A 12,594-nucleotide genomic window follows, 5' to 3' on the forward strand; every position below is an offset into this window, starting at 1 on the left:
TTTCGCCGCACAGCATCCTGGCTAGATCGCGATGCTAACCGATAGAGTTCTGTGATGGCATCTAACCGCCAACGCACACCTTCCAAGGGAACCCCCGAGTCGAAGGCAGAGGTGCTGGCTAATGTCTGTGCCGAGCTGAGCACATCAGGTGTTGACGCAGCCGCTGAGACTCTACGAGCTAATTACCCATTCGTCGCCGAATCCCGAGTTACTCGTCGCTATACTGAACGTCAGTGCCTTCGAGTATTCTTCGGTGACGGCTTCATCGATAGGTACTCGGGCACGCAGCTGGTCAACCCGGCAGTGCTGCGGACCCTTTCCGTAATATTCCCCGAAGCTTTTCCAGCTCACCCGAATTGGAAGATGTCAGATACGCACTTCGCTTTCTGGGAGCTATTCCCTACGATCGACCACCTGATTCCGGTTTCGCGAGGCGGTGTCGACGATGAAACCAATTGGGTGACCGCCTCGATGCTGCGCAACTCAGCTAAGCCTCGATCCACCGATTTGCTTGTGATCGGTCGGTGAGGGATAAACGAAATGCCCTGTCTGAGTGACAGAATGGGACTTCTCTAGGGTTCCATCCACACACACAGGAGGGCATGTCGTAGATGCGATTGTCTCACACTCACCCGGTCCGGTCTGCATCCTGTGACGATCCGAATCTCCTCGCCGCTGCGGGGGTGGTGCCGGTGATGGCGCTGGCCGAACGCGCCAGCCTGTCGGAGTTGGCCCGCGAGCATCTGAGCGTGCCCACCGACAAGGGCGCCCATCCGGATCGGAAAATGTTTTCCCTGGTGGCGGGGATGGTGGCGGGCGCCGACAGCATCGACGACATGGCCGTGTTGCGACACGGCGCGATGGGCAAGGTGTTCGACCATCCTTACGCCCCGTCGACGTTGGGATCGTTTCTTCGCGAGTTCCGGTTCGGGCATGTCCGCCAAGCCGATGCGATCGCCACCCGGCTGTTGGCGGGACTGGCTCGCCATACTCCGGTGCTGGCGGGGATCGACGGGCCGGTGATGATCGATATCGACGACTCGATCATCGAGGTCCACGGCCCGGCCAAGCAGGGCGTCGGATTCGGCTACACCCGAGTGCGTGGGCTGAACTCGGCGATCACCACCCTCACCTGTGGTGACGGTGCGCCGGTGATCGCCGCTCAACGCCTGCGCAAAGGGGCGTGTAACTCCGCGCGCGGGGCGCATCGGTTGATCGCCGACACCCTGGCCACCGTGCGGCGGCTACGGTCGTCCGATGCGTCGGGACCGATACTGCTGCGAGCGGATTCAGCGTTCTACGGCCATCGCGCGATCACCACCGCGCTCCGGGCCGGTGCGCAGGTGTCGGTCACCGTGCGTCAGGATTCCCACGTCCGAGCAGCGATCAGCGAGGTACCGGCAGATGCATGGACGCCGATCGAGTACACCGACGCCGTCTTCGACGAAGACAGCGGCCAGTGGGTCTCGCGGGCCGAGGTCGCCGAAGTACCGTTCACCGCGTTCACCTCCAAAGCCAAGCGCCTGCAGGTATCCGGACGGCTGGTGGTGCGCCGTATCCCTGACTTCGCAGCCGAGGGAGACGGCTTGTTCGACGTGTGGCGGTTTCATGCGTTCTTCACCACCAGCGACCTGGACACCGTGACCGCCGACAAGACTCACCGCGGTCATGCGATCATCGAGCAAGTCCACGCCGACCTCAAAGCCTCCGCATTGGCGCATCTGCCCTCGGGAAAGTTCTGCGCGAACGCCGCATGGCTGGTGTGTGCGGTCATCGCGTTCAACCTGACCCGCGCCGCAGCCTGTCTCGGTGGACAGCGTCTGGCGAAGGCGACTACCTCCACCATCCGACGCACCCTGATCTGCATACCCGCTCGAATCGCGTCCTCAGCGCGGCGCATCACGATGCATCTACCCGCCCGATGGCCGTGGGAGCGCGAGTGGAACCTGTTGTTCAACAACACGATCAAACGACAACACTCAGCCTGACCCCTAACCATCGGCCAGAACCGGCCCCGACACGAAACCCAGTGAAACACGCCGACACCAGAGATCGGCGACTCACCCACGCCCACCGCCACCCCGAACATACACAACACATTTCACGAGACATCAAAAAGCCGATCGGTGGATCGAGGCTAAACCTCCGTGTCGTCTCCGTCTACCGCCACGACCAGCGGGTGAACCCGCGTTTCGACCCCGCGAACTACACGAGCATTCCCGTCGACGGCTGCGTTGGGGACCCAGTGTTCGGCTGGAACGGCGAGTTCGACCGGTAGTTCTAAGCGGACCACACACTGAGGCCGGCTCAACAAAACAGCAGGTCACAGCACTATCTAAGCGGACTAGTCTCCGCAAACCTATTTGAAAGTGTTACCAATATGGCTCTCAATCTTGAAGCACACGACCACCAGCAACTTGCCGCAGTTGACGCCCTCGCTGACCCCCTCGAACACGTCGGACTGGTCGCTAAGAAGGACGCCGAGACCGCTCGTAGCGCAGCTAAGCGCGCCCACCATGCACTCACCTTGGCGGCGACGTACACAGATCATGTGACCCGTACGGCGACCAGTGCAGGGGAAGCACTCGCAGACCGCGACGACCTCACGATTGATGCTGTGGTTGCCTCCGCGATCCTCCCCAACCCGATAGTGGTGGACGCAACCCTTGCTGCGACATGGCAAGCCAACGTCGACACTGCCCGTGCAGCCGCTTTCAAGCGTGTACGAGAGTTCCCGACCAAGCTCAGCGAACTGTTCGACAACGTTTCCGGCCAGGTGATCGACATTGCTGCCCAACTCGGGGACGTGGACACTCCGCAAGCTGTACTCGATGCTGGACTGGGCGAACCATGGCAAAAGCTCATGGCGCTTAAGCAAGAGATGAACGTGCTCATTGAACTGCGGACCGAACTGAGGAGCTTCGGACTCATCCCGGAGGCACAGCCCTACAACTCCGGGTGGCACTGGGACCTACGCCACGAGTACCCGGCAGGACGGTTTAAGCCTCGATCCACCGATTTGCTTGTGATCGGTCGGTGAGGGATAAACGAAATGCCCTGTCTGAGTGACAGAATGGGACTTCTCTAGGGTTCCATCCACACACACAGGAGGGCATGTCGTAGATGCGATTGTCTCACACTCACCCGGTCCGGTCTGCATCCTGTGACGATCCGAATCTCCTCGCCGCTGCGGGGGTGGTGCCGGTGATGGCGCTGGCCGAACGCGCCAGCCTGTCGGAGTTGGCCCGCGAGCATCTGAGCGTGCCCACCGACAAGGGCGCCCATCCGGATCGGAAAATGTTTTCCCTGGTGGCGGGGATGGTGGCGGGCGCCGACAGCATCGACGACATGGCCGTGTTGCGACACGGCGCGATGGGCAAGGTGTTCGACCATCCTTACGCCCCGTCGACGTTGGGATCGTTTCTTCGCGAGTTCCGGTTCGGGCATGTCCGCCAAGCCGATGCGATCGCCACCCGGCTGTTGGCGGGACTGGCTCGCCATACTCCGGTGCTGGCGGGGATCGACGGGCCGGTGATGATCGATATCGACGACTCGATCATCGAGGTCCACGGCCCGGCCAAGCAGGGCGTCGGATTCGGCTACACCCGAGTGCGTGGGCTGAACTCGGCGATCACCACCCTCACCTGTGGTGACGGTGCGCCGGTGATCGCCGCTCAACGCCTGCGCAAAGGGGCGTGTAACTCCGCGCGCGGGGCGCATCGGTTGATCGCCGACACCCTGGCCACCGTGCGGCGGCTACGGTCGTCCGATGCGTCGGGACCGATACTGCTGCGAGCGGATTCAGCGTTCTACGGCCATCGCGCGATCACCACCGCGCTCCGGGCCGGTGCGCAGGTGTCGGTCACCGTGCGTCAGGATTCCCACGTCCGAGCAGCGATCAGCGAGGTACCGGCAGATGCATGGACGCCGATCGAGTACACCGACGCCGTCTTCGACGAAGACAGCGGCCAGTGGGTCTCGCGGGCCGAGGTCGCCGAAGTACCGTTCACCGCGTTCACCTCCAAAGCCAAGCGCCTGCAGGTATCCGGACGGCTGGTGGTGCGCCGTATCCCTGACTTCGCAGCCGAGGGAGACGGCTTGTTCGACGTGTGGCGGTTTCATGCGTTCTTCACCACCAGCGACCTGGACACCGTGACCGCCGACAAGACTCACCGCGGTCATGCGATCATCGAGCAAGTCCACGCCGACCTCAAAGCCTCCGCATTGGCGCATCTGCCCTCGGGAAAGTTCTGCGCGAACGCCGCATGGCTGGTGTGTGCGGTCATCGCGTTCAACCTGACCCGCGCCGCAGCCTGTCTCGGTGGACAGCGTCTGGCGAAGGCGACTACCTCCACCATCCGACGCACCCTGATCTGCATACCCGCTCGAATCGCGTCCTCAGCGCGGCGCATCACGATGCATCTACCCGCCCGATGGCCGTGGGAACGCGAGTGGAACCTGTTGTTCAACAACACGATCAAACGACAACACTCAGCCTGACCCCTAACCATCGGCCAGAACCGGCCCCGACACGAAACCCAGTGAAACACGCCGACACCAGAGATCGGCGACTCACCCACGCCCACCGCCACCCCGAACATACACAACACATTTCACGAGACATCAAAAAGCCGATCGGTGGATCGAGGCTAAGTAGCGCTTGGCCTAGGCGCGTGGGGACGTAAATAGACTGGCGTGGCCTTTCGGGATCGGGAAGTCGCATGACAACCCTGGTTGCCGTTGCCCAAAATCGAATAGCCTCGACCATGTTCTTGCCCACACCGAGTTTGACCGGCGCGTCGACCTCGCTGAACGCATTATAATCATGTTCGGCCGCGTCGTACCCCTTCTTTATCCAGCCGAACCGGGGGTGAAATGTTTGATGATTAGCAAACAATGGCTGAGCAGCCTGCTCCAATGTCACTATTGTTCCTTACCTATGCCGCGAGTTCGCGAACCCGGCTGACGGCGGCGACAATCGCCCTTGTCGCATAATCAAGTTCTGACTTGGTGGTTGGCCGACCGAGCGATATACGGAGCGACTCCGATGCAGCCTGACTTGTTAATCCCATTGCTTGCAGCACGTGTGACTGAGTAGGCGTTGCAGACTGGCAGGCACTTCCCGAAGAAACTGCGATGTCGGGCATTGATGCCATCACCGCGTCTGCGTCAGCATTTGCGAAACGGAGGTTGAGCGTGTTGGGCACACGAGGCGCTTCATGGCCGTTCAGCTCCACAGAGTCGAGGGCGTCGTTGAGGTTCTTCCAAAGTTGCCTAGTCATAGCGCTCAGACGCACGCTATCCGCAAGAAGTTCCACATCGGCTATCTCGGCAGCGTGTCCAAATCCTGCGATTGCAGCTGTGTTTTGGGTTCCCCCGCGCAGTCCCCGCTCTTGTCCACCACCGGCCAAAAGCGGAACGATACGCGATTGCACACGGCGATCTGCTACCAGCGCACCTGCTCCCTTTGGTCCGTAAATCTTGTGACTACTCATCACCATCGCATCGGCCAACCTCGAGATACCTCGGACCTCAGCCTTGCCGGCGAGCTGGGTTATGTCACTAAAGAACAGTGCCCCCGAGGGCGCTACAAGCTCCTGCGCGGCCGATACGGGATTCAGTACGCCCGTCTCATTGTTCGCTGCCATCACGATGACCAGGCCGACAGAGTCATCGATCAACGTCGTCAAGTGATCGAGGTCGATTTCTCCTGATAGGAGCACACGAAGACTACGCACTTCGCCCTGTGTGAAGCGCGTACCCAGCTCCGCTGCAGCGAGGATCGCCTTGTGCTCAGTTGCGCTCACGACGACGTTGGGACGGTCAGCCAAGCCCAACATAAGGCCCACGATGCCGATTGCGGCAGCCTCACTGGCACCGCTCGTAAATATCACATCACGAGCAGGGCGGCCGACGAACGCAGCCACGCGTTCTCTAGCTTCCTCGATAGTCTCTGCGGCATCCTGTCCCGCACCATGCTGAAGGCTTGACGGGTTCGCGTACGTTGAGCTAGCACTCTCGACGGTCTTCGCAACCCGGGGGTCAACGGGAGTCGATCCGTTGTAGTCGAGATAGATCATGATCCTCCGATCGTAGCGCGTGGGAGATGCTCGTTCGATGTGCCGCGCAGACGCATGTCCACTTCGATCCAGCTCGTCACCTGCCTGGATGCAGATGAGCCTCTGATCGGGGTCTATCTGCGCCAATAGGCCATCAGCGCAGCTAGCATCCTTACAACCACTCAATGCCGCAGGTCTGTGATCCACCAGGGAGGCTATCGCTCATGTCCGACAAGATTGATAGCTCAAATGGGACACCGGTGGGGTGGGGGACGTCACGCCAACTCACGGCAATCCGCAGAGCCGACATCTCTATGCCGCTGAGAGTGACGATCCGAGATCAGGTGCTCACAATCAGCAACTCGTTACTCGACTACGGTTGCGGCCGCGGAGAGGACCTCCGGCGGCTTCGCCACATGGGTTACGAAGCACAGGGGTGGGACCCGCACTACGCGCCCGATGGCACCCGTACGGAATCCGACGTCGTTATGCTCACGTACGTTCTCAACGTCATTGAGAGCCCGGCCGAGCGCGAGGAAGTTGTCACCTGTGCTTGGGGCCTGACAAAGCGAGCTCTTGTCGTCAGTTGCCGCCTGACATGGGAAGACTCACAGGTCAAGGGCTCGAACGTCGGAGACGGTGTCGTTACCTCGCGCGACACTTTTCAACATCTGTTCACCACGAAAGAGATGAAGTCGCTGATCGAAGGAGCGACCGGGACACGCTGTGTTTCCCCAACGCCCGGCGTGGTCTACGCGTTCCGACGCCCTGAGGATCAGTTGCAGTACCTAGCGCGCACTACCTTTGCTAGCCACACATGGGCTGAGAGCAGTGACCGCGGCACCGCGCTGGCGGGGGTGGTCGCATTTGCGGAGGGTCGCGGCCGACCTCCCCTCATCGAAGAGATCCCCTCAGAAGCCGCAGCGCTTGTTGCCGAACTCAATCGATCTGAACTCGCACGTGTTGTCCAAAAGATGGCAGATCCGGCGAGGCTATCCGAAGGCACCAAACGCTCGACACTCGACACTCTCCTCTACTTGGGAATCTCGATTTTCAGTGGAAGACCGCAGTTCACGAATCTCCCAGTGACCGTCCAAGCCGACGTGCGGCATTGCTTCTCGAGCTACAAGGAGGCCTGTGCCCGAGCAGACCGCCTACTACTCAAGATCCGCGACGACACATACATTCGCGGGGCCATGAGCAACTCCGTTGGAAAGCTGACCGCTACCGCACTGTATGTCCACACTCGAGCCTTTCGAGACCTTCCAGTGGTACTACGCCTGTACGAGCATTGTGGAGCTGTCGCGGTTGGCCGCCCCGACGGATGGAACATCCTGAAGCTCGACCACCGCGGACGAAGGGTGTCGTGGTCGAGCTACCCCGAGTTCGACACCGACCCACACCCTAAGCTGGACTGGACCCTCGGGATTGACATGTCGACCCTGGAGAGCAGGCGGCAAGTCTTCGGAAACAGGGAGAACCGCCCACTTCTGCACCGTAAAGAAGAATTTCTGAGCCCGTCCGATCCCATGGCAGCCAAATATCGACGCCTGACCGCCTCTGAAGTGCGTCACGGCCTGTACGCCAACCCGACGCTCATTGGACTAGAGCGCGGATGGGATTCAGAGCTCAAGCGGTGTGGGGTCATGCTACGAGGGCACCGGGTTATCCGCGTATTCTGAACCTTCGAGAATGCGCTTGGCTCCGATTCTCATCGTGATTAGATCGCGGTAACGAACGCGAATATCTGTAACAATTCTGCTCGCTTGGTCTATGACAATTGGGCGTGGACGCGACTATTGGACCGGACTGCATAAATAAGCCTCGATCCACCGATCGGCTTTTGCGGTGTGGTGAAAAGTGTTGAGCACGTTCGGCCTGGGTGGCGGGCATGAGTCAGTTGCCGATCTCTGATGTCGGCTTGTTTCACCGGGTTTCGGGATCGAGGCTGTTGGGCCGGGGTGGTTAGGGCCAGGTTGGCGGTCTTCGGTGAATAGTGTTGTCGAACAACAGGTTCCATTCGGTTTCCCACGGCCATCGGGCGGGTAGGTGCATGGTGATGCGCCGGGCTGAGGACGCGATACGCGCCGGAATGCAGATCAGGGTGCGGCGGACCGTGGATGTGGTGGCTTTGGCCAGACGCCCGCCGCTGAGGCTGGCGGCAGCACGAGTCAGGTTGAACGCGATGACCGCACACACCAGCCAGGCGGCGTTCGCGCAGAACTTTCCCGACGGCAGATGCGCGAGCGCGGAGGCTTTGAGATCGGCGTGAACTTGTTCGATGACCGCGTGGGCGCGGTGGGTCTTGTCGGCGGTGACGGTGTCGAGGTCGCTGGTGGTGAAGAAGGCGTGGAATCGCCACACATCGAACAGGCCGTCGCCCTCGGGTCGGAAGTCGGGGATACGGCGCACCACCAGCCGCCCGGGAACCTGCAGCGCTTTGGCTTTGGAGGTGAACGCGGTGAACGCTATCTCGGCGACCTCGGCACGTGAGATCCACAGTCCGGTGTCCGCGTCGAGAATCGCGTCGGTGTACTCGATCTTTGTCCACGCATCGGCTGCGATCTCGCTGATCGCCGCACGTATCCGCAAGTCTTGGCGCACGGTGACCGATACCTGGGCGCCGGCACCGATCGCAGCACTGACGGCGCGGTGACCGTAGAACGCTGAATCCGCCCGCACCAGCACCGGCCCCGACGCGTCAGTCGACCGCAGACGCCGCACGCTAGCCAGTGTGTCGGCGATCAACCGATGGGCTCCGCGGGCGGAATTGCATGCTCCTTTGCGTAGTCGTTGAGCAGCGATCACCGGTGCACCGTGGGCGGTGCTGATGGTGGTGATCGCCGAGTTGAGCCCCCGTACCCGGGTGTAGCCGAACCCAGCGCCCTGTTTGGCCGGGCCGTGGACCTCGATGATCGAGTCGTCGATGTCGACCATCACCGGCCCGTCGATCCCGGCCAGTACCGGGGTGTGGGTGTGCAGGCCAGCGAGCGTGCGGGCGGCGATCGCATCCAATTGCCGGACATGCCCGAACCGGAACTCGCGCAGAAACGACCCCAACGTCGACGGGGCATACGGATGGTCGAACACCTTCCCCATCGCACCGTGCCGCAGTACGGCCATGTCATCGATGCTGTCGGCACCGGCCACCATGCCCGCGACCAGCGAGAACACCTTCCGATCCGGATTGGCGCCCTTGTCGGTCGGCACCGTCAGATGCTCGAGAGCCAACCCCGACAGGCCCGCTTGCTCGGCCAACGTCATCACCGGCACCAACCCCGCCGCGCCGAGGAGATTCGGATCATCACAGGATGCAGACCGGACCGGATGACTGTGAGACAATCGCATCTACGAGATGCCCTTCTGCGTGCACGGATGGAAACCTAGACAATTCCCATTCTGTCACTCAGACAGGGCATTTCGTCTATCCCTCACCGCCCAAACGAATACGAATCGGTGGATCGAGGATAAGACGTAGAGGCGGACGCAGGTCTGTACTCTGTCGAATACCAAGTTGAACCAGGTATTCGACTGCTACCCGGTACGACGACTCAGCGCCTGCAAACTCTAGCCCTGGCCAAAAGGGCCAGTAGGCGACCGTCCGCGGCGCAACTACTTGCTGTCCAACGACCGTTTCGGGCAGTATGTCCGACTCGTGTGATACACCTCATTGAGCTCTGAATGAAGGTGGACTGTGAAGCGCACGAGAAGTAACCAGATCCTCGACCAGCTAGCGAAGATACTGGCCGACGGCCCCATCGCGGACAGCGCCGTCGTGGCAGAACTCGGTCGCCGCGGGTTGCGGTCTACCAGCGGCGAGCTGTTCCTGCTGTGCAATGAGCGCCCCGTTGCCCAGTTCGACCAGACAACCTCCGAGTGGATGCTGCCGGGCACCCGAGTAATCGAAGACCAGGTCAAGCCGCGCAGTGGATACCGCATCGGCAAGCGCGGAACCCCCGCGATGAAGACGGAGGTCGCGGAGCTCAGACGGCAAGCCGGGCTCAATGCGCCGACGCGACCCGCGGCGAAGACCTATCCACTGCACCCGCAGTGGAATGAACTCGGACAGCATGCGGCCGACGCGATCGCGGCTGAGATCACCGCCTCCGTGAAGCAGGTAGCTGAGAAGACAATCCGACTGAACAACGGCCAACGCCATCAGGCGACGGACATCCACGATCTCATGGTTTTCGAGATGGAAGAAGATACCGAGGTTCGCGAGGGAACTGAGGCCACGCTAGTCCTCGGCTACGGAGGAGCTGCAACTACACATCCCGTCGAAGTGGTCAGCCGCTTCGGAATCCGGCTCACGTTAGTAGTTCCAAACGACCTTCCTGACACCGCGCGAGGGCAGCTACGTATCGACCTGACCTGGCTCTTACGGTCGCAACGGCGACGACTCATGTCGTTACTTGATAGCCCAGATGGTTTCAACACCAGTGCCGCACTCGCTGTCGCGATGCGCAGCGATGAGCCCGCGCGTCACTTCCCCAACCGCGAGCCGGACAGTCACCTGAACCCTGAGCAGAACGATGCCGTTCGACTCGGGCTCTCTCACGGTCTCACCTGGCTGTGGGGGCCACCCGGTACCGGCAAGACCACCACACTGTCAGTTCTCGTCCGTGAGCTGTTGGCAGCGGGCAAGCGAGTCTTGGTGACTGGCCCTACGAATACTGCAATTGACGTTGCGCTCTCCGGAATTTTGGAGCAGTGCCCCAGCGTGGCCCCCGGTGGGATAGTTCGCGTTGGCAGGCCAGTCGACATGTTACTTGCCGACAATCCGCATCCTGTGCTCGTCGACGAAGTCGCCGCAACCCGTGGTGAGCGGATCGCTCGGCGGTCCGTCGAGCTGATGCACCGCAAAGCGACACTTACCGAACGTCTGCATGCGCAGTCGTTGAGCAGCGAGCCGACGATGTCGGATGCCGAGCAGCTACACGTGCACAAGCAGATCGCGGAAGCTTCGGAGTTGATCAAGCAACTTGACGAAGCGCTTCGTGATATCCGACTGCAAGTCGTATGTGACGCACAGTTGGTCGCGGCGACAGCACACCAGTGCGTGCTCGATACGTTGGCGAACCAGACATTCGATGTCGTCGTCATCGACGAGGCCAGCATGCTGCCCACCACGCTCGCCATGCTGGTCGCGGGTCTCGGCAGCGGTCACACCATCGTCGCTGGCGATTTTCGCCAGTTGAGTCCTGTCGTGCTCTCCGATACACCCGATGCCCGACAATGGCTGGCGCAGAGCCCTTTCGAAGCTTCACAGGTGTCAAGCGACGTTCTACGGGGACGACCACCGCGATCACTGGTCGCGCTGACAACACAGCACCGCATGCGTCCAAACATCAGTGACGCGGTCAGCGCAGGCTATTACCGCGAAAGTCCGCTCGTCACAGCAACTTCGGTAACCGATAGGAAACCAGTTAGCGGTCTTCCCTTCGACGGGGCTCCAACCGTAGCAATCGACACGTCGCAGCTGAGGACATGGGTCGCGCGACGCGGTGGGGTGAGCTCGCGCTACAACCTGATGCACGCCCAGCTCGCGGCAGCCATCGTGGCGGCGATTCCGCCATCAGCATCGGCAGCGTTGATCACCCCGTTCAATTCTCAATCGTCTCTACTTCGAGCATTTGCCAGGGACAGCAAACGATCTGGCTCGACTGTCCACAGGTTCCAGGGCGGCGAGGCGGATGTTGTGCTTTTCGACTGCGTCGACGCCGACGGCAGCAATTTCAAGCTACATCCGTGGTTTGGCAATGGTGAAGCTGGCGGCGAAGGCGCGCGGCTGATCAACGTTGGAGCCAGCAGGGCACGCGAGCAATTGATACTCCTTGCGGACTTCGGTCGCGTTCACCGCCAACGCCGGCGGCCCGACGCCAACTACGAGTTCTTCCGGAATTTGCTCAAGACCGCGAACGTCATCGGCATCGACGAGGTTTTTCGCCAGCGCCAGAGCGCACCGACCGAAGTCGTCACCGATTTGGATCGCCTTCGTACCGACATTTGCGAGAGCGCAGGACCGATCGAGATCCGCAGTGCGACTGTTTCTCCGGACGTCCTTCATCCACTCACCGAACCGCTCGCCTACGCGGCGCAACACCAACCAGTGTCGCTGTGGTTCTCTCCAGAACCGGATGGCGATCTCCCCTTGGCGGTCACACGGCTCACCACTTCGGATGTGTTTTTGCGACCCGCGAAGCCACTGAACGAGTCACTAGCGGTCGTCGGTGACGTTGTCTGGTCGTCGGCAACACCGCTACTTGGAGAACGCATCGGAGGGACCTGGCTGCGGACCGAAAGCGCGGAGTTCGCCGACGCGGTACGGATGATGACCCGACGCCGAACTGAAGGCGGCGCCCAAGGCAGCGACCAATGGCCGGACAAATGCCAGTGCGGCCGCCCGTTGGCGCGAATCGAGAACCTCAAATTCGGCACCCGCGGGTGGTGCGTGTACTGCGACAAGTTCGCGTCGACACGACCCGCGTAGCGCGCAATGTCCGGGTTCCTGCAACCCTGTCGTACGCCCGTCGTA

10 protein-coding genes are annotated in these 12,594 nt (G+C 61.2%); 7 read left to right on the plus strand and 3 right to left on the minus strand.

Annotated elements, in window-relative coordinates:
• Window positions 1-54 precede the first annotated feature (54 nt).
• From LK459_RS08810 to LK459_RS08830, 5 genes are all read left to right on the plus strand, one after another.
• Complete coding sequence (locus LK459_RS08810; protein ID WP_227922804.1) at window positions 55-528, plus strand: HNH endonuclease; 474 nt, start codon at window positions 55-57, stop codon at window positions 526-528.
• Window positions 529-611: 83 nt separating this feature from the next.
• Entirely contained in the window at window positions 612-1,988 is a 1,377-nt protein-coding gene (locus LK459_RS08815; RefSeq protein WP_064862420.1) for an IS1380-like element ISGbr1 family transposase, read from the plus strand.
• A 41-nt stretch (window positions 1,989-2,029) separates the two neighbouring features.
• Window positions 2,030-2,278: a hypothetical protein gene (locus LK459_RS08820; RefSeq protein ID WP_227919372.1), complete on the plus strand. Its 249-nt coding sequence runs from the start codon at window positions 2,030-2,032 to the stop codon at window positions 2,276-2,278.
• Between the two features lie 102 nt (window positions 2,279-2,380).
• Entirely contained in the window at window positions 2,381-3,040 is a 660-nt protein-coding gene (locus tag LK459_RS08825) for a hypothetical protein (RefSeq protein ID WP_227919371.1), read from the plus strand.
• A gap of 83 nt (window positions 3,041-3,123) precedes the next feature.
• Window positions 3,124-4,500, plus strand: coding sequence for an IS1380-like element ISGbr1 family transposase (locus tag LK459_RS08830; protein ID WP_064862420.1), 1,377 nt, complete (start codon window positions 3,124-3,126; stop codon window positions 4,498-4,500).
• Here LK459_RS08830 and LK459_RS08835 read toward each other — a convergent pair.
• Both LK459_RS08835 and LK459_RS08840 read right to left on the minus strand, forming a co-directional pair.
• Window positions 4,478-4,924 (minus strand): DUF4007 family protein, encoded by a 447-nt coding sequence (locus LK459_RS08835; protein ID WP_227922805.1) that lies wholly within the window; start codon window positions 4,922-4,924, stop codon window positions 4,478-4,480. The two genes, LK459_RS08830 and LK459_RS08835, sit on opposite strands and share 23 nt — an antisense overlap.
• A 13-nt stretch (window positions 4,925-4,937) precedes the next feature.
• Entirely contained in the window at window positions 4,938-6,080 is a 1,143-nt protein-coding gene (locus LK459_RS08840; RefSeq protein ID WP_227922806.1) for a cysteine desulfurase family protein, read from the minus strand.
• Between the two features lie 203 nt (window positions 6,081-6,283).
• Between LK459_RS08840 and LK459_RS08845 the strand changes: the two genes are divergently transcribed.
• A complete protein-coding gene (locus LK459_RS08845) occupies window positions 6,284-7,741 on the plus strand; it encodes a DNA phosphorothioation-associated putative methyltransferase (protein WP_227922813.1) in 1,458 nt (485 codons plus the stop codon).
• A gap of 283 nt (window positions 7,742-8,024) precedes the next feature.
• On the opposite strand, the gene LK459_RS08850 is transcribed toward LK459_RS08845, so the two are convergent.
• Window positions 8,025-9,407, minus strand: a complete 1,383-nt coding sequence (locus tag LK459_RS08850) for an IS1380 family transposase (RefSeq protein ID WP_064868524.1) — start codon at window positions 9,405-9,407, stop codon at window positions 8,025-8,027.
• 451 nt (window positions 9,408-9,858) lie between these two features.
• On the opposite strand from LK459_RS08850, the gene LK459_RS08855 reads away from it, so the two are divergent.
• The gene (locus LK459_RS08855; RefSeq protein WP_227922814.1) at window positions 9,859-12,549 is read left to right on the plus strand and encodes an AAA domain-containing protein; all 2,691 of its coding nucleotides are present in this window, start codon (window positions 9,859-9,861) and stop codon (window positions 12,547-12,549) included.
• The last annotated feature ends 45 nt before the right edge of the window (window positions 12,550-12,594 follow it).

This window comes from Gordonia otitidis (genome assembly GCF_020735545.1).
Taxonomy (GTDB): domain Bacteria; phylum Actinomycetota; class Actinomycetes; order Mycobacteriales; family Mycobacteriaceae; genus Gordonia; species Gordonia otitidis.

Bases quoted from the DNA above. Each gene is read 5' to 3' on its own strand.
- LK459_RS08810 (WP_227922804.1), top strand. From the start codon at position 55: ATGGCATCTAACCGCCAACGCACACCTTCCAAGGGAACCCCCGAGTCG.
- LK459_RS08815 (WP_064862420.1), top strand. From the start codon at position 612: ATGCGATTGTCTCACACTCACCCGGTCCGGTCTGCATCCTGTGACGAT.
- LK459_RS08825 (WP_227919371.1), top strand. From the start codon at position 2,381: ATGGCTCTCAATCTTGAAGCACACGACCACCAGCAACTTGCCGCAGTT.
- LK459_RS08830 (WP_064862420.1), top strand. From the start codon at position 3,124: ATGCGATTGTCTCACACTCACCCGGTCCGGTCTGCATCCTGTGACGAT.
- LK459_RS08840 (WP_227922806.1), bottom strand. From the start codon at position 6,080: ATGATCTATCTCGACTACAACGGATCGACTCCCGTTGACCCCCGGGTT.
- LK459_RS08845 (WP_227922813.1), top strand. From the start codon at position 6,284: ATGTCCGACAAGATTGATAGCTCAAATGGGACACCGGTGGGGTGGGGG.
- LK459_RS08850 (WP_064868524.1), bottom strand. From the start codon at position 9,407: ATGCGATTGTCTCACAGTCATCCGGTCCGGTCTGCATCCTGTGATGAT.